14 protein-coding genes are annotated in these 17,518 nt (G+C 72.5%); 11 read left to right on the forward strand and 3 right to left on the reverse strand.

Going from position 1 to position 17,518, the window contains the following annotated elements:
• Window positions 1-83 precede the first annotated feature (83 nt).
• Window positions 84-890, forward strand: coding sequence for a class I SAM-dependent DNA methyltransferase (locus tag ABZ806_RS24550; RefSeq protein ID WP_500219711.1), 807 nt, complete (start codon window positions 84-86; stop codon window positions 888-890).
• On the opposite strand, the gene ABZ806_RS24555 is transcribed toward ABZ806_RS24550, so the two are convergent.
• Window positions 877-1,245 (reverse strand): metalloregulator ArsR/SmtB family transcription factor, encoded by a 369-nt coding sequence (locus tag ABZ806_RS24555; protein WP_500219712.1) that lies wholly within the window; start codon window positions 1,243-1,245, stop codon window positions 877-879. The genes ABZ806_RS24550 and ABZ806_RS24555 overlap by 14 nt on opposite strands.
• 93 nt (window positions 1,246-1,338) lie before the next feature.
• On the opposite strand from ABZ806_RS24555, the gene ABZ806_RS24560 reads away from it, so the two are divergent.
• The 4 genes from ABZ806_RS24560 (at window position 1,339) to ABZ806_RS24575 (ending at window position 5,686) form a co-directional block, all read left to right on the forward strand.
• Window positions 1,339-2,766, forward strand: a complete 1,428-nt coding sequence (locus ABZ806_RS24560; RefSeq protein WP_500219713.1) for an FAD-dependent oxidoreductase — start codon at window positions 1,339-1,341, stop codon at window positions 2,764-2,766.
• A gap of 70 nt (window positions 2,767-2,836) precedes the next feature.
• Window positions 2,837-4,006: an MFS transporter gene (locus ABZ806_RS24565; protein ID WP_500219714.1), complete on the forward strand. Its 1,170-nt coding sequence runs from the start codon at window positions 2,837-2,839 to the stop codon at window positions 4,004-4,006.
• A 121-nt stretch (window positions 4,007-4,127) separates the two neighbouring features.
• Window positions 4,128-4,541: a YciI family protein gene (locus ABZ806_RS24570; RefSeq protein ID WP_500219715.1), complete on the forward strand. Its 414-nt coding sequence runs from the start codon at window positions 4,128-4,130 to the stop codon at window positions 4,539-4,541.
• Entirely contained in the window at window positions 4,541-5,686 is a 1,146-nt protein-coding gene (locus ABZ806_RS24575; protein ID WP_500219716.1) for an RNA polymerase sigma factor, read from the forward strand. The genes ABZ806_RS24570 and ABZ806_RS24575 overlap by 1 nt, the downstream gene beginning before the upstream one ends.
• A gap of 51 nt (window positions 5,687-5,737) precedes the next feature.
• On the opposite strand, the gene ABZ806_RS24580 is transcribed toward ABZ806_RS24575, so the two are convergent.
• Both ABZ806_RS24580 and ABZ806_RS24585 read right to left on the reverse strand, forming a co-directional pair.
• Window positions 5,738-7,615, reverse strand: a complete 1,878-nt coding sequence (locus ABZ806_RS24580) for an arabinofuranosyltransferase (RefSeq protein ID WP_500219717.1) — start codon at window positions 7,613-7,615, stop codon at window positions 5,738-5,740.
• Between the two features lie 5 nt (window positions 7,616-7,620).
• The gene (locus ABZ806_RS24585) at window positions 7,621-11,475 is read right to left on the reverse strand and encodes a bifunctional glycosyltransferase/CDP-glycerol:glycerophosphate glycerophosphotransferase (protein ID WP_500219718.1); all 3,855 of its coding nucleotides are present in this window, start codon (window positions 11,473-11,475) and stop codon (window positions 7,621-7,623) included.
• Between the two features lie 413 nt (window positions 11,476-11,888).
• Here ABZ806_RS24585 and ABZ806_RS24590 point away from each other — a divergent pair, with 413 nt between their 5' ends.
• The 6 genes from ABZ806_RS24590 (at window position 11,889) to ABZ806_RS24615 (ending at window position 17,394) form a co-directional block, all read left to right on the forward strand.
• Complete coding sequence (locus ABZ806_RS24590; RefSeq protein ID WP_500219719.1) at window positions 11,889-12,077, forward strand: hypothetical protein; 189 nt, start codon at window positions 11,889-11,891, stop codon at window positions 12,075-12,077.
• 259 nt (window positions 12,078-12,336) lie between these two features.
• The gene (locus ABZ806_RS24595; protein WP_500219720.1) at window positions 12,337-13,314 is read left to right on the forward strand and encodes an ABC transporter substrate-binding protein; all 978 of its coding nucleotides are present in this window, start codon (window positions 12,337-12,339) and stop codon (window positions 13,312-13,314) included.
• Window positions 13,315-13,405: 91 nt separating this feature from the next.
• The gene (locus tag ABZ806_RS24600; protein ID WP_500219721.1) at window positions 13,406-14,950 is read left to right on the forward strand and encodes a sugar ABC transporter ATP-binding protein; all 1,545 of its coding nucleotides are present in this window, start codon (window positions 13,406-13,408) and stop codon (window positions 14,948-14,950) included.
• Window positions 14,947-15,996, forward strand: a complete 1,050-nt coding sequence (locus ABZ806_RS24605) for an ABC transporter permease (protein ID WP_500219722.1) — start codon at window positions 14,947-14,949, stop codon at window positions 15,994-15,996. Before ABZ806_RS24600 ends, ABZ806_RS24605 begins: the two co-directional genes overlap by 4 nt.
• On the forward strand, window positions 15,993-17,009 hold the full coding sequence (yjfF, locus tag ABZ806_RS24610; protein WP_500219723.1) for a galactofuranose ABC transporter, permease protein YjfF: 1,017 nt from the start codon (window positions 15,993-15,995) through the stop codon (window positions 17,007-17,009). Before ABZ806_RS24605 ends, yjfF begins: the two co-directional genes overlap by 4 nt.
• Before the next feature lie 46 nt (window positions 17,010-17,055).
• On the forward strand, window positions 17,056-17,394 hold the full coding sequence (locus ABZ806_RS24615) for an MmyB family transcriptional regulator (RefSeq protein WP_500219724.1): 339 nt from the start codon (window positions 17,056-17,058) through the stop codon (window positions 17,392-17,394).
• The last annotated feature ends 124 nt before the right edge of the window (window positions 17,395-17,518 follow it).

Below are 17,518 nucleotides of genomic sequence, written 5' to 3' on the forward strand. Positions count from 1 at the left end.
GTCCGTCGCCGTGGGTAGGGTGCCCGGCCGCCGGGGTAGGGCACCCACCGGACCTGCCGGAACGCCCACGGGGGACAAGCCAGATGACGAAACCGCCGCCACGCGTGCAGAGGAACCGCGCGAGCCTGCCGTACAAGCTCCGCTACGCCGCCCAGAACCCGGACAAGGTTCAGGCGTACCTCTCCAGGCTGGCCCGCGACCTGAAACTCCGCGCCGCCCACCGGAGCCACGTGGCCTACTACCGGGCCGTGATGCGGGCGGACGCCGCCAAGAGCCCGGAGGCCGCCGTCGGCAGCCCCACCCGCGAGCGCTGGCTGAAGCTCGGCCAGATGCAGTTCGACTACCTGCTCAAGCACGGGCTCAAGCCCGGCGACCGGATCCTGGAGATCGGCTGCGGCAACCTGCGCGCCGGGTGGCGGTTCATCGACTACCTGGACGCCGGCAACTACTACGGCATCGATATCTCGCCCGACATCCTGCTCGCCGCGCAGCACACCCTCGTCCGGCAAGATCTGCGGGACAAGCTGCCGCACCTGACGCTCGTCAATGACCTGAAGCTGGATTTCCTGCCGTCACGGCACTTCACCGTGGTACACGCGCACAGCGTGTTCAGCCACTCGCCGATCCATGTCATCGACGAATGCCTCGCCCACGTCGGACGCGTCCTCGCGCCCGACGGCTTCTTCGACTTCACCTTCGACCGCACCGAAGGGACCGAGCACCACGTCCTCCGCGAGGACTTCTACTACCGCACCGAGACGCTGACCAGGCTCGCCGAACGCCACGGCTTCACCGCCCGCTTCATGGACGACTGGGAGCAGCTCCCGCACGGCCAATCCAAGATCCGCGTCACCCACGCCGCCGGGAGCCGACCGGTCAGGCCCGAGTGAAGACCGGGATGGCGAACAGGCCGGACAAGCGGGCGATCGCGTCCGGGACGACCTTGTAGTACACCCACGTCCCGCGGCGCTCGCCCTCGATCAGTCCCGCCTGGCGCAGCACCTTCAGGTGGTGGGAGATGGTCGGCGCGCTCAGGTCGAACGCCACGTTCAGGTCGCACACGCACGCCTCGCCGCCCTCCGCCGAGGCGATCATGTTCAGCAGCCGGAGGCGCACCGGATCGGCCAGCGCCTTGAACACCTTCGCCAGCTCGGACGCCTCCGCCTCGCCCAGCAGAGGCCCGCTCAGCGGGGCGCAGCACACCTGGCCCGTGACGTCGTCCTCAATGCGCAAGAACTTGGACATACATCTAATTTGACATCTATCGAAGCGAAGGAGCAACCTGGGTCTTGCTTCGACGTTCATCGAAGCAGCAGACTGGAGTCTGGAGGAACCACTGTGTCCGAGACCAGAGAGCCGCTCCCCGTCGTCGTCATCGGGGCCGGGCCGGTCGGGCTGGCGGCCGCCGCGCACCTCGCCGAGCGCGGGCTCGACTTCCTCGTCCTGGAGGCCGGCGGCACCGTCGGCGCGGCGATCTCCGCCTGGGGGCATGTCCGGCTGTTCTCGCCCTGGCGGTACGACACCGACGCCGCCGCCCGCCGCCTGCTGGAGCCCACCGGCTGGACGGCGCCGCCCGCCGACGTGCTCCCCACCGGCGCCGAACTCGTCCGCGACTACCTGGTCCCGCTGGCCCGGACGCCCGAACTGGCCGGACGCGTCCGCACGTCCGCCCGCGTCCTGGCCGTGACCCGCGACGGCCTGGACACCACCCGCACCATCGGCCGCGACGACCGCCCGCTGCTCGTCCGCGTCCAGGACGAAGACGGGGCGATCACCGACCTGCGGGCCCGCGCCGTCATCGACGCCTCCGGGACCTGGGGCAACACCAACCCGCTCGGCCACTCCGGCCTGCCCGCCCCCGGCGAGGACGAGGCCGCTCCCTACCTGGCCGGCCCCCTGCCGGACGTTCTCGGCCGTGACCGCGAGCGCTTCGCGGGCGGGCACGCGCTCGTCGTCGGCATGGGGCACTCCGCCGCCAACACCCTGCTCGCCCTCGCCGAACTCGCCGCCGAGGACCCCGCCACCCGCATCACCTGGGCCGTGCGCGGCGCCTCCGTCGCGCGCCTCTACGGCGGTGGCGACGCCGACGGCCTGCCCGCGCGCGGCGCGCTCGGCTCGCGGCTGAAGCAGGCCGTCGAGGCGGGCTCCATCGAGCTGGTCCGCGGCTTCACCATCGACCGGTTCAGCACCGAAGGCACCAGCGTGCAGGTACACGGCACGACTCCGGACGGCGGCAGGACGCTCACGGTCGACACGGTCGTGGCGGCCACCGGGTTCCGGCCCGACCTGGCGATGCTCCGCGAGGTCCGGCTCGATCTCGACCCCGGCACCGAGGCCCCGGCGAAGCTGGCCCCGCTGATCGACCCCGACTTCCACTCCTGCGGGACCGTCCCGCCGCACGGCGAACGCGACCTCGCCCACCCCGAGACCGGGTTCTACCTCGCCGGGGCCAAGAGCTACGGCCGTGCCCCCACCTTCCTGATGGCGACCGGATACGAGCAGGTCCGCTCCATCGTCGCCGCGCTGGCCGGGGACCGCGAGGCCGCCGACACCGTCCGGCTCGACCTGCCCGAGACCGGCGTCTGCTCCACCGACCTCGCTAGCGAGGACGAGGCGGGCGGCGGCTGCTGCGGAGGCGGCGGCGGAACGGCGGCGGCCCCCGAGCCGGTGTCCATCGGGTTCGGCGCGCCGGCCGGAGTCGGCTTCGCCACGGGAAGCCTGCACGGCCGCTCCGCCGACACCGGCACCGCGCCCGCCGACATATGACGCGATGAGCCGCGACCTGCCCGCCCCGATCCCCGCGGCGCCTCCCGCAGCGGGGGTCGGAGCGGCGCGCGTGTCACCGGCTCCGCTGATCGCCCTGTGCGTCACCGAGATCACCAGCTGGGGCGTCCTCTACTACGCCTTCCCGGTGCTGGCGCCGACCATTGCCGCCGACACCGGCTGGTCGATCGCCACCGCGACCGCCGCGTTCTCCGCCGCTCTGGTCGTGGCCGCGCTCGGCGGCATCCCCGCCGGACGCCTGCTGGACCGGCACGGCCCCCGCGTCCTCATGACCACCGGCTCGGCCGCCGCCGCCGTCGCCCTCGTCCTGATCGCCATGGCGCCCAACCTCGCCTGCTTCGCCGCGGGCTGGCTGCTGGCGGGCGCCGCGATGACCGCCGTCCTCTACCAGCCCGCCTTCGCCGCCCTCACCCGCTACTACGCGCCCCGCCACGTCCCGGCGCTGACCACCCTCACCCTTGTCGCCGGGCTGGCCAGCACCGTCTTCGCGCCCCTCACCGACGCGCTGGCGAACGTGCTGGGCTGGCGCGGCGTCTACCTCGTCCTGGCGGCGGTCCTGGCGGTCGTCACCATCCCGTTGCACGGCATCGCGCTGCGCCGCCCCTGGCCGCCCGCCCACACCGGACACGCGCCGGACGGCACCGACCCGCACCGCGTGAAGGCGGTCGTGCGGAGCCGCCCGTTCGTCCTCCTCGCGCTGGCGTTCACCCTCTCCGCCTTCGGGATGTACGCGGTCATGACCAATCTCATCCCGCTGCTGACCTCGCGCGGCGCCGACTCCACCACCGCCGCGTGGGCGCTCGGCCTGGGCGGGGTCGGCCAGGTCGCCGGACGGCTCGGCTACGGCACCCTCGCCCGCCGCACCACCGTCCGGGCCCGGACGGTCTGGATCCTGTCCCTCGGCGCGGTCACCACCGCGGGCCTGGCCGTCCTGCCCGGACCCGTCGCGCTCCTCACCGTGATCGCCGTCCTCGCCGGCGCCCCGCGCGGCATCACCACCCTCCTGCAGGCCACCGCTGTCACCGACCGGTGGGGCACCGCCGCCTACGGCTCCCTGTCCGGCATCCTCGCCGCCCCCGTCACCATCGCCACCGCCCTGGCGCCCTGGGCGGGCGCCGCGCTCGCCACCGCCCTCGGCGGCTACCCGAACCTCTTCCTCCTGCTGACCGCCTGCGCCACCGCCGCCGCGATCTTCGCCACCGCCCCCACGCCCCGTCCCTGATTCAGGCCCGGCCACGAAAGTTCAAAAAGTTCTAGCGGCGATGTCGAGAACCCGTGAGCGGCTCCGTCCCTGGTGCGAACGCGGCCAGAATGGGTCGCATCCAGCATCGAGGAGAACGACGATGGCCAAGTACCTGCTGCTCAAGCACTACCGCGGCGCTCCGGCCTCGGTGAACGACGTGCCGATGGACCAGTGGACGCCGGAGGAGATCACGGCGCACGTGCAGTACATGAACGACTTCGCGACCCGGCTGGAGGAGACCGGCGAGTTCGTCGACGGCCAGGCGCTCGCCCCCGAGGGCAGCTGGGTCCGCTACGACGGCGAGGGCCGCCCGCCGGTCACCGACGGGCCGTTCGCCGAGACCAAGGACCTCATCGCCGGCTGGATGGTGATCGACGTCGACAGCCGTGAGCGCGCCGTCGAGCTGGCCGGGGAGCTGTCGGCCGCGCCCGGCGCCGGCGGCAGGCCGATCCACGAATGGCTGGAGCTGCGGCCGTTCCTGTCCGCCGCCCCCAACACCACCGAGTGCCATTGATGGACGAGGCCCTGCTGCGGAGCCTCACCCCGACCGTCCTCGCGATCCTCGTCCGCCGCGGAGCCGGCTTCGCGGCGGCCGAGGACGCGGTGCAGGACGCGCTGGTCGAGGCCATCCGCACCTGGCCGGACGACCCGCCACGCGACCCCAAGGGCTGGCTGGTCGCGCGGGCCTGGCGCCGGTTCCTCGACGCCACCCGCGCCGACGCGTCCCGCCGCCGGCGCGAGGACCGGGTGGAGGAGGAACCGCCGCCCGGCCCCGCGCCCTCGGCGGACGACACGCTCCAGCTGTACTTCCTGTGCGCGCACCCGTCGCTCACGCCGTCCTCGGCGGTGGCGCTGACGCTGCGCGCCGTGGGCGGGCTGACCACCCGCCAGATCGCGCAGGCGTACCTGGTGCCGGAGGCGACGATGGCGCAGCGCATCAGCCGCGCCAAACGCACCGTGTCCGGGGTGCGGTTCGACCGGCCCGGCGATGTCGCCACCGTGCTGCGCGTCCTCTACCTGGTCTTCAACGAGGGGTACTCCGGGGACGTCGACCTGGCCGCCGAGGCCATCCGCCTGACCCGGCAGCTCGCGGCGGCGATCGACCGCCCGGAGGTGGCGGGGCTGCTCGCGCTGATGCTGCTGCACCACGCGCGGCGTGCCGCCCGCACCGCGCCCGGCGGCGGCCTGGTCCCGCTCGCCGACCAGGACCGCACCCGGTGGGACACCGCCGCGATCGCCGAGGGCGTCCGGATCCTGCAGGCCGCCCTCGCCCGCGACCGGCTCGGCGAGTTCCAGGCGCAGGCCGCGATCGCGGCGCTGCACGCCGACGCGCCCACCGCCGGGGAGACCGACTGGGTGCAGATCGTCGAGTGGTACGACGAGCTCGCGAAGCTGACCGGCAGCCCGATCGTCCGGCTCAACCGCGCCGTCGCCGTCGGGGAGGCCGACGGGCCGCGCGCCGGTCTGCGGGCGCTCGCGGCACTGGACGACGCACTGCCCCGCTATGCGGCCGTCGCCGCCTACCTCCACGAGCGGGACGGCGACCTGGCCACGGCGGCGCGGCTCTACGCCGAGGCGGCGCGCAAGGCCCCCAACCTCGCCGAACGCGATCACCTCACCCGCCAGGCCGCCCGCCTCAACACCGCGCGGCGCCGCTGACCGGGCGCCGGGCTGACCAGGCGCCGGGCTGACCGGGCGCCGGGCCACGGGTCAACGGCGGATCGCGATCACGGTGTCGTTCGGAAGCGTGCGCACCGTGAAGTGCACTGCCGCGAACTGGGCGGGACGGAAGCGGACATCGCCCCACGTCCACGCGCCCGACCCGGAGCGCAGGATGAACAGGTCGATCGGGCCGTACCGGATACCGGCGGCCGCCGCCGCGAAGGCGGCCGGGTCGGGGATCGCGGCGAGCGAGGCGAGCGCGGCATGCCGGTCGTCCCAATGACTCGTACTGGACGCGGCGGTGCGGTCGACCGCGATGTAACCGGGCCACGGCAGGTAGGCGAAGAGCCGCTCGTCGTAGGAGAGCGTGCGAGGCGCGGCATCAGGCCCGAGCACGCCGGTCACGGCGTCCCGGATCGGCCCTACGGGAAACCAGCGGGTCTTGGGCTCGGCCGGTGCGTAGCGCGGGAGCGAGCCATTGGGACGCGGCTCGGTGTGGGCGAGCACCGCATAGCGCCGGGTGCCACTGGCGGCGGCCGGGTCGCTGGTCGGCGGCGTCCACGCCTGCCAGTACGTGAACGCCGACCAGCCGATCAGCGCCGCGACGGCCGTCGCCGTGATCCCGTACGGGATGGTGTCGCGGGTACCGAAGCGCCGCACCAGTCCCGGCACCGCGTGGACGATGGTCAGGACGCCCGCGACGGCGAGCAGCACCGTGATCATCCGGGCGGTGTGGTAGTAGAGGCCGGTATGGCCCGTGACCAGGTACCGGGCGGCGGCGACGGCGCGGTACAGGTAGGCGCCGCCGACCAGGCACAGCAGGGGAGTGGCCCACCACGTCGCCCGGCGGTACCAGATGACGCCCAGCAGCCCGATCGTCTGCAGCGCACCCAGCGGCGTCGCGGTCAGGAACGGGAACGGGTCGCCGGTGATCGCGGGCGCCGGGAACTGGTCGGAGACCATCTGCCCGCCCTCGCGCAGCAGCGTCCAGCCGTAGGGGACCAGGTACCAGCTCGCGGTCACGGCGGCGACCACGACCACCTTCACCAGGTACGACACGTAGCGGCGGCGGTCGTCGGCCGCCCGCCAGGCCAGCCAGGCCAGGACGACGATGCCGGCCGCGCCCCACAGCACGAACCCCAGATAGGCGGCCACGATCAGGCCGCCGAGGACCCCGGCGGGCAGCCAGTGCAACCGGCCGCGCGGGGGACGGCCGAACGTCGCCAGGACCCACGGGATGAACACGGCCAGCGCGACGACCTCGTGCGCCTTGCGCGGATCGGCGAAGGCGACCAGCGCGGCGGCGGCGATGGCGAGTGCGGCGGGCGCGGGCACCAGCCGGGTCCACAGCAGGAACGTCAGCAGCACCGCGCCCGAGATCGTCAGGAGCTGCGCGTCGCCGAGCACCCGCCAGGCATGGACGTCCAGCAGCGCCGAAGCCCGGCCGACCACCCACGGGAACAGCGGCGGGTACTCGGTCGGCACCCCGGCGACGATCCCGTCCGACGGGACGGCGGTGGCGCTGTAGCGGGTGGCCATCGCGCTCATCCGGCCCTCGTCCCCGACGAGCCCCGCGAACCCGAAGGGCGTGCCGTGCAGGGAGTTGCGCAGGGCGAGGGCCACCCACGCGGCCAGCAGCCCGGCGGCGACTCCGGTCAGCGCGTCGGTGCCGGACGCACTGCGCCACCGGGCGGGACGGGCCACCGCGACCGCCAGCCCGGCCGCCAGCAGCAGGCCGCCGACGGTGACCGGCAGCACCGCGCCCTGCGGGCCGAAGGGGTTCCGGCCGGCCACCGCCGGCAGCAGCATCGCGACCGGCGTCGCCACGACCCAGGTCAGCACCGCCGGCACGGCCCAGGTCAGCGCCCCCGGCGCGGCCGAGGTCGGCGCCGCCGGCGCGGCCGGATGCCGGACGGCCCCCCGCATGCCCCTCAGCCCGACTGGAGGATGCGGTCGACGACGCGGCTGGCGGCCTTGCCGTCGTCCAGCTCGCAGAAGCGCCGGGTGAACTCCTCGTAGGGGGCGGCGTAGTCGCGCTCGACCTCGCCGATCGAGCGGAGGGCGCCGATGACCTCGTCGGACGAGCCGAGCAGCGGGCCGGGCGCCTCGTGCTCGAAGTCGAAGTAGAAGCCGCGCAGCTCGTCCCGGTAGTGCTCCAGGTCGTAGGTGAAGAACAGCATGGGACGGCCGGTGTTGGCGTAGTCGAACATGAGGGACGAGTAGTCGGTCATGAGGACGTCCGAGACCAGGAACAGCTCCGCGATGTCGGGATAGGCCGACACGTCCCGGACGAAGCCGCCCGCGACCTCCGGGACGGTGTCGACCACATTGGGATGCCGCCGGATCAGCAGCACATGGTCGTCGCCGAGTTCGGCCGCCGCGCGCTCCAGGTCCAGGCGCAGGTCGAGCCGGTACTTGCCGGGGCCGTAGTAGCTGTCGTCCCGCCAGGTCGGCGCGTACAGGACGGCCCGCTTGCCCGACGGCAGCCCGAGCCGCTCGCGCACCCGCTCGGCCAGCATCTCCCGGTCGGGGGAGGCGAGCACGTCGTTGCGGGGGTATCCGGTCTCGATGAGCTCGCCCTCGTAGCGGAACGCCCGGCGCAGGATCGGCGTGCTGAAACCGTTCGGGGACACCAGGTGACTCCAGCTCGGCGTCTCCTTGGCCACCTTCTCCAGGTAGCGGGCGTTGGCGAACTGCACGTCCTCGATGTCGAACCCGATGTGCTTCAGGGGGGTGCCGTGCCACGTCTGGACGACGACCTGCCCGGGGCGGCGCACGAACCACTCCGGCAGGTGCGCGTTCGTGACGATGTAGCGGCTGCGGGCCATGGCCTCGTACCACTCCGCTCCCCACAGCCGCACGGGGCGCGCCGTCTCGGGCAGCTCCACCTGCCCGTCGCGGACCACCCACAGGTGCTCCACGTCGGCGCCCCGCCGCACGAGTTCCTCGTGGATCGCGCGGGGACTGTCGGAGTACTGCTTGCCCGAGTAGCTGTCGTAGACCACCGCCGGACGGAGGGAGCGCAGGCGGCGCGGCGCCCGGTAGTGCCGGACGCGGGTCCGCGCCTGGCGGTAGGAGCCGCGCTCGCCCGGCCGCAGGTCGGAGTGGACCTCCACGATCGGCACGTCGTAGCCCTGCTCGCGGAACACGTAGCGGCGGCCGTCCACCGTCGTCTCGACGGGCAGCCGGTCCAGGGCCGCGTGGTCCAGCGGGACGGCGAGGGGCCGCCCGGCGGGGGCGGACGTGCTCGCCGGGCGCCTGACCAGCACGTCCCAGCGGCCCGACGCCAGCGGCAGCACGCCGCCGAGCGAGACGAGCCGGCTCAGCGGGAGCGCGGCGCGGAACCGGCCCGCCGCGCGGGACATCGGGAACGCGCGCTCCTCGTTCCGGTCGCGGCTGCGCAGCACCAGCTCCGCCGGGTCCGGCGCGCCGTCCGGATCGTCGCCCGACAGCACCAGCGTCCCGCCCCGCTCCCATGTCGCGTCGGTCACGACCGGGCGGGGTGTGCGGGCCTTCAACTCGGCGTAGCCGTGGCGGGAGCGGTAGACGGCGACCTCCTTGCCGGCGAAGGGGTAGAGGCCCTCGGCGGCGTCGTCGTCCAGGACGATCCTGACCGTCTCCTCCGCTGCGGTGGCGTCGTCCGGCGCGGTGTCGCCTGGTGTGATCTCCTCGGCTGTGATCTCGTCTGCCGCGATGTCGTCGGTAGCGGAGTCGTCGCCGGTCGGGGCGGGGTCTCCGGCCGCGTCCGGGTCCTCCTCGGCTGCGAAGTCGTCCGGCATCGCGGGATTCTCCGCGGCCCCGGTCTCCGTTTCGGCCACCGGCACATCCGCGGGCGCCGGACTCGGCGGCGGCGTCGGGGCGGCCACCGGTGCGTGCGCGCTGGGGAAGCCCATGTCGAGCCGCCAGCCGGCCCCGGCGCGGGGTTCGGGGGTGGGGAGACGGCTCGGCCCCTCGTCCTGGACGGGCAGGTCGGCGATCAGCTCGGGCAGCGGGATCCGCGCCCGGAACCGTCCGCCGCCGCCGTCGGGTGCCGCCGGATAGCGGTTCAGCAGCGTCCCGGCCTGCCTCCGCACCAGCACGGACGCGCCGTCCGGCACGCCGCCCGGGATCGTGCCGCGCAGCTCCAGGGAGCCGTCGACCACCCGGTGGCCGGTGACGCGGGCCCGTACCGTCTCCACCCGCAGCCGCAGCGTGCCGCCGCGCGTGATCAGCGGGACCACGCGCACGTCCTCGTCGACGTAGTGCCAGGCCGGGTGCGCGCCGCTGCCGGAGGACGGCGCCGCCAGCGCGCCGCGCCGCAGCGCGCCGCGGTCGTAGACCCCGGCCGCGACCAGCCAGGTCCCGTCGACGTAGCGGCCGCCGCGCCGCAGCCGCTTCGGGTCGATCGTGGCGGAGAACCCCGACCAGCGGTGGCTGCGGTGCGGGTCGCGCGCGACGTCGTCGGCATCCGGGCAGCGCCGCGTCCGCGCCGGGATCACCCTGGTCGTGCCGCCGGCCGTCTCCCGGACACCGATGACCTTGAGGGACGACCAGGGGAACCGCGTCCCGAGGTTGGCGATGAAGGCGTGGCCGGTGATGCGCAGCCTGCCGTCCCGCCAGGTCGCCTCGTGCAGTTGGGCGCGGGCCGCCAGTTCCTCGCCGAGCCGGTACACGCGGCGGGGAATCCGCAGCCCGCGATCTCCCCAGAACGGATACCGCGCGTAATGCCGCCAGAATCTGCGGGTCACCGGGATCCGCAGTCCGCGGCGTTCGTACTCCAGTACCCTCAGCAACTCCGGCATCAATCCGCGGCCGACCAGATGCCATTTCAGGCGCATCATGGCGGGGAGGTCATTCATGGCCGTGCGGTCCGCCTGCTCCAGAAACCCGTGCGCCAGTTCCACGAAACGGGACCGGAACTCCTCGTCCGCCTCGTCCAGCACATTCAGGAAGATGCGGAGATCGCTGCGCAGCGCCACCTCGTCGTACTCGCGCTTGCACGCGCGCACCGCGCGCTCCGGCCGCGACCCGAGGAACCGGCTGACGGTCTCCACCGCCGCGAACCGGTCGGTGACGGCGCCGATCTCGGTGCGGCGCTGGGTGATCGACAGGGCGCCGCCGACGCGCTGCCGCCAGTAGTAGACCGGCTCGCTGACGACGTCGACCGACGAGGCGAGGAAGTGCGCCGGCAGGGTGACCGGGATGTCCTCGTACAGGACGCCCTCGGGAAAGCGGAACGCGTGCTCGTCCCAGAACCGGCGGCGGAACACCTTGTTCGGCACCAGCCGGTCGTACATCAGCAGGTGGTCGCGGGTGACGTGGGTGCGCAGCCGCGTCGTCCCCATCGGCCGGCGGTGCATCGGCGACTGGACGAGCCCGTCCTCGGTCAGCAGCTGCACGTTGCCCGAGGCGATGTCGGAGCCCGTCTCCTCCAGCGTCCCCGCCAGGAGTTCCAGCGCGTGGTCGGGAAGCACGTCATCGCTGTCGACGAACGCCAGGAAGCATCCGCGCACGTTCGCCGCCCCCGTGTTGCGCGCGTTGCCGAGCCCGCCGTTGGGCTGCCGGATCAGCCGGAACCGGGGATCCCGGGCGGCGAACGCGCGGGCGATCTCCGCGCTCGCGTCGGTCGATCCGTCGTCGACCAGGACGACGTCCAATTCGCGGACCGACTGGCGGGCGATCGAGGCCAAACATTCCTCAAGATACGGTTCGACGTTGTAAATGGGCACCACAACGCCGACACGCGGCTCCGGCTCGGATGTCATGAACCATGCCTCCCGTCCCCCGTGACGGTTTTCCATCCTCATTGTTGGACGCTTGCTGGGGCCGTACCGATGGCACCGACCGGCGTTCCGTCATTCGATCTTGAGTTGCGTCGCACCTGTCACGGGCCCGGCCGCCGGGGTGACCGCGAAGATCGGCTTTCTGGCATCCCCGCCCACGTTAACCCCGCGCTCGGTCAAGACTTGGATTGGATAGGCACTCGATTGATCCACGCTCCGAGTCATCCCAGTTCCACCAGTTCGCGCCTTCAAACCTCGCCCGGCGCGATCAGGCGCCCGCCGGACGTCCGGCGGGACGTCCCGCGGGACGCTGTTAGCGGTACCAGACCCGTCCGTCAAGGTCTCCATGAGGTTGCGACAGGCCGCGGGGGGATTGACAGCGTGCTGAGTTAGCGCAAACATTCGTGACACGCGCCACACGGACGAAGGCGGGCGAAGTGGACGAGACACGACACGGCCGCGCGGCGGGACGCCGGTGGCCGCTCCGGACGGACGCCGCCGGAGCGGTCCGAAATCCCGCGGTGATCGTCTTCCCGGGCCCGGCGGGCGGTCGTCCGGGCATGCCCGGCGGCACCGGAGACCCCGGTGCCGCCGGAGCCGGGTGGCGCCGCGCCGACGTGCGGTAACCCGCCGTCCGCGAGGGTGCCGGCGCTCGCGCCCGACGCCCCGGACCCCTCCCGCGAGGCCCCCGAGTCCCCGGTTCCAGCGCTGCAAAATGTTACCGCTAACACTCCCGGAAGCTCACCGACCGCCGACCGACCCCGCCGACCGCGCCCACCTCCCGACCGCGATCCGCCACCCGACCGTGATCCACCGGCCGTTCCCAGAGACCCCAGACCCAGGCGCCCTTCGCCGAGCATCCCCGAGGAAGAAGGAAGAACCCCCATGTTCAAGCGGCTCATCGTCGCCGTCGCAGGCGCCTCGCTGGCGCTGACGGCCCTCAGCGCCTGCGGCGACTCCGGCGGCAGCGGCTCCGGATCCGGTTCCGGCAAGCTCGTCCTCGGCTTCTCGCAGGTCGGCGCCGAATCGGGCTGGCGCACCGCCAACACCAAGGACATCCAGGCGGCCGCGAAGGCCGCGGGCGTCGACCTGAAGTTCTCCGACGCGCAGCAGAAGCAGGAGAACCAGATCGCCGCGATCCGGTCCTTCATCAAGCAGAAGGTCGACGTCATCGGTTTCTCGCCGGTGGTCGTCACCGGCTGGGACGCCGTCCTGAAGGAGGCGAAGGCGGCCGACATCCCGGTCGTCCTCACCGACCGGGCCGTCGACTCCGACCCGTCCCTCTACGTCACCTTCCTCGGCTCGGACTTCGTCGCGGAGGGCAAGAAGGCCGGCGACTGGCTCGTCAACGAGTACAAGGACACCAAGGAGCCGGTCAACATCATCCAGCTGGAGGGCACCGTCGGCGCCGCGCCCGCCATCGACCGCAAGAAGGGCTTCGAGCAGGCCATCGCCGCCAACCCCAACCTGAAGGTGATCGCCTCGCAGTCCGGCGACTTCACCCGCGCGAAGGGCAAGGAGGTCATGCAGGCCCTGCTCAAGGCCCACAAGGACGTCGACGTCCTGTTCGCCCACAACGACGACATGGGGCTGGGCGCCATGCAGGCGATCCAGGAGGCCGGACTCACCCCCGGCAAGGACATCAAGATCGTCACCGTGGACGCCGTCCACGACGGACTGCAGGCGCTCGCGGACGGCAAGTTCAACTTCGTCGTCGAGTGCAACCCGCTGCTGGGCGGCCAGCTGATGGACACGGCGAAGAAGGTCAAGGCGGGCGAGAAGGTGCCGAACCGCATCGTCACCGTCGAGACGGTCTTCGACCAGGCCAAGGCCAAGGAGGCCCTGCCCACCCGCAAGTACTGACCCGCTGGTCCGCCCGCAGAGTTCCGCCGGGGCCGTGGCCGCCCGTCCGGCCCCGGCGGGCACCGAAAGCACGGAAGTGGAGGAGACGGCGATGACCGCTCCCGTCCTGGAGATGGACGGAATCTCCAAGGGGTTCCCCGGGGTCCAGGCCCTCGACGACGTGGCGTTCCGGCTGTTCCCCGGCGAGGTGCACGCGCTCATGGGCGAGAACGGCGCCGGCAAGTCCACCCTGATCAAGGTGCTGACCGGCGTGTACGGGGCCGACGCCGGGACCGTCGCGATCGAGGGGCACGGCACCGTCATCGATGGGCGCGGCACCGTCGTCCACGGCCCGCTGCACGCGCAGCGCCTCGGCATCAGCACCGTCTACCAGGAGGTCAACCTCTGCCCGAACCTGTCGGTCGCCGAGAACGTCTTCATCGGCCGGCAGCCGCGCCGGTTCGGCCGGATCGACTGGTCCGCGATCAACCGCCGCGCGGCGGAGCTGCTCGCCCGGCTCGACCTCGACCTCGACGTCACCGCGCAGCTCGGCTCCTACTCGCTGGCCGTGCAGCAGCTCGTCGCGATCGTCCGGGCGGTGGGCCTGGACGCGAAGGTGCTGATCCTGGACGAGCCGACGTCCAGCCTCGACCGCGGCGAGGTCGGCCGGCTGTTCGACGTGATGCGGCGGCTGAAGGACGACGGCGTGGCGATCCTGTTCGTGTCCCACTTCCTGGAGCAGATCTACGAGGTCTGCGACCGGGTGACGGTGCTGCGCAACGGCCGCCTCGTCGGGGAGTACCCGATCGGCGGGCTGAGCCGGTTCGAGCTGGTCGCGAAGATGACCGGGCAGGAACTCGCGACGCTGGAGGAACTCGACGAGGAGGCGACCGCGGACGGCGGCCGCGGCGAGCGGCTGTTCGCGCTCGAAGGCGTCGGCCGGACCGGCGCGATCGACCCCGTCGACCTGGAACTGCACGCGGGCGAGGTCGTCGGGTTCGCGGGCCTGCTCGGCTCGGGCCGCTCCGAGCTCGCCCGGCTGATCTTCGGCGCGGACCACGCCGATTCCGGCCGCATCCGGACGGGCGGCGACGACACCGGCCCCATCTCGATGCGGACGCCGCGCGCCGCGATCGACCGGGGCGTCGCGTTCTGCCCCGAGGACCGCAAGGGCGACGGCCTCATCATGGACCTCACCGTCGAGGAGAACATCGTCCTCGCGCTGCAGGCCGCGCGCGGCTGGCTGCGTCCGCTGGGCCAGCGGAGGCGGGACGACCTCGTCCAGGAGTACATCAAGGCGCTGCGCATCCAGCCCCCGAACCCGGACACACCGGTCAAGAACCTCTCCGGCGGCAACCAGCAGAAGGTGCTGCTGGCCCGCTGGCTCATCACCCGGCCGAAACTGCTCATCCTGGACGAGCCGACGCGCGGCATCGACATCGGCGCCAAGACCGAGATCCAGAAGCTCGTCGTGTCGCTGGCCCGCGACGGCATGGGGGTGGTGTTCATCTCCGCCGAGCTGGAGGAGGTGCTGCGCATCTCCCACAAGGTCGAGGTGCTGCGCGACCGCAGGCTCGTCGCCGAACTCCGCAACGACGGGTCGCTGACCCCCGAACGCATCCTGCAGACCATCGCGAACGGAGACGCCGAGCGATGACCAGCGCCGCATCCCGCCTCGCCGCCTTCACCAGGAGCACGCTGTTCTGGCCGGTGACCGCGCTGGTCGTCCTGCTGCTCGGCAACGTGTTCTTCACGCACGGCTTCCTGTCGATCCACGTCCGGCAGGGCCACCTGTACGGCAGCCTCATCGACATCCTGCTGTTCGGGGCGCCGCTCATCCTCGTCTCGCTCGGCATGACGGTCGTCATCGCGACGGGCGGCATCGACCTGTCCGTCGGGGCGACCGTCGCGATCTCCGGCGCGCTGGCCTGCTACCTGATCAGCAAGGGCCACGGCCTGTTCGTCTCGATCGGCGTGGCCGTCATCGCCTCGCTGCTGCTGGGATTGTGGAACGGGCTCCTCGTCACGCGCCTCGGTATACAACCGATCATCGCGACGCTCATTCTCATGGTGGCCGGACGCGGCGTCGCGCAGCTCATCACCAGCGGGCAGATCATCACCATCCACAGCAAGGACTACAAGCTGATCGGCGGCGGCTACTGGCTCGGCCTGCCGTTCGCGATCATCCTGGTGGCGATCGCGCTGGCGGTCACCGTCCTGCTGACCCGCCGGACCGCGCTCGGCATGCTGCTGGAGTCGGTGGGCGGCAACGCGGAGGCGTCCCGGCTCGTCGGCATCCGGTCCGCCGGGCTGATCGTCCTCGCCTACGTGTTCTGCGGGCTGTGCGCCGGGATCGCCGGCCTGATGATCAGCTCCAACACCCTGTCGGCGGACGGCAACCACGCCGGCCTCTGGATCGAGCTGGACGCCATCCTCGCCGTCGTCCTCGGCGGCACCGCCCTCACCGGCGGACGGTTCTCCCTCGCCGGGACGGTCGTCGGCGCCCTCATCATCCAGACCCTCGACACCACCATCTACACGGCCGGCATCCCGCCGCGCACCACGCTCGTCTTCGAGGCGGTCGTCGTCACGATCGTCTGCCTGCTCCAGTCGCCCGCGTTCCGCGCCAAGGTCGTCCGGCGGCGCCGGAAACGCACCGCCGAGCCGGCCCCCACCACACCGAAGCAGGAGGTGACGGCATGAGCACCGCGCTTTCCAGTGCGATCGCCCGCGGCCGTCCGCTCGCGCCGCGCCGCCGGCACGTCCCCGTCCTGGTGACGCTCGGGCTGTTCCTGGCCGCGTTCGCGGTCGGGGCCGTCCGCTACCCGAACTTCGGGACCGCGCAGGTCTTCCTCGACCTGTTCATCGACAACGGCTTCCTCATGGTCGTCGCGGTCGGCATGACGTTCGTCATCCTGACCGGCGGCATCGACCTGTCCGTCGGCTCCGTCGTGGCACTGTCGGGGATGCTGTGCGCGATCGGCACCATGAAGATGCACCTGCCCGCGCCGATCGTCGTCCTGCTGGTCCTGGCCATCGGGACGCTGTTCGGCGCGGCGATGGGCTACATGATCCACGTGTTCGAGGTGCAGCCGTTCATCGCGACCCTCGCCGGGATGTTCCTGGCCCGCGGCCTGTGCCTGACGCTCAGCGAGAACCAGATCTCCATCGACAACTCCTTCTTCGACGCGCTCGCCCTGAACTCGCTCCACTTCCCGGGCCGCACCCACCTCTCCTACGGCGCCATCACGGCCCTGGTCGTGTTCGTCGTCGGCGCCTTCGTCCTGCAGTGGACGCGCACGGGACGCAACGTCTACGCCGTCGGCGGCAACGAGCAGTCGGCGCTGCTCATGGGCCTGCCCGTCGGCCGCACCAAGATCCAGGTGTACGCGATCAGCGGCTTCTGCTCCGCGCTCGGCGGCGTCCTGTTCGCCCTCTACACCCTCTCCGGCGACCCGACGCACGCCATCGGCATGGAACTCGACGCGATCGCCGCCGTCGTCATCGGCGGGACCGTCCTCACCGGCGGCTCCGGCTACCTCATCGGCAGCGTCCTCGGCGTCCTCGTGCTAGGCGTCATCAAGACCATCCTCAGCTTCGAGGGCACCTTGAGTTCCTGGTGGACGCGCATAGCCATCGGCGTCCTCCTCTTCGGCTTCATAGCGTTGCAGCGCCTCATAGGAGCCCGCCGCCGCCCCCAAACCGCAACCACCTAGCACGAGCCAGGCCCCTGGATACGTTGACCTGCGGCGTGTTGTTGTTTTGAGCGCGCTCTACCCCGACTGGGCGCGGGCCGCCGCGGCGACCGTCGCGCAGCTGCGCACCGCCGTCGGCGCCGACCCCGACGACCCGGCGCTCGCCGCGCTGGTGGCCGAACTCTCCGACGCCGGCCCCGAGTTCGCGGAGCTGTGGCGGCGCCATGACGTCCGGCGCCGGCACACCGACCGCAAGACCTTCCGGCACCCGGACGCCGGCGAGATCACGTTCCTGTACGAGAGCCTCGACGTCGGCCCGGAGGGGCAGCGGCCGGCGATCTACCAGACCGTCCCGGGCACCCCCGACCACGAGAAGATGCGGCTGCTGTCGCTCGCGTCCGGGTAGCCCCGGAGGCGGCGGACGAACGGGAGGACCACCCACCCGGAAGGCGGCGTCCGGCCCCGCGCCCCGCCGCCCCAGCGCGCCGCGGGTGGGTCTCGGCGGGGGGGCCCCCGGTCAAGATGTGTGC

Source organism: Spirillospora sp. NPDC047418, from assembly GCF_040643275.1.
GTDB lineage: Bacteria > Actinomycetota > Actinomycetes > Streptosporangiales > Streptosporangiaceae > Spirillospora.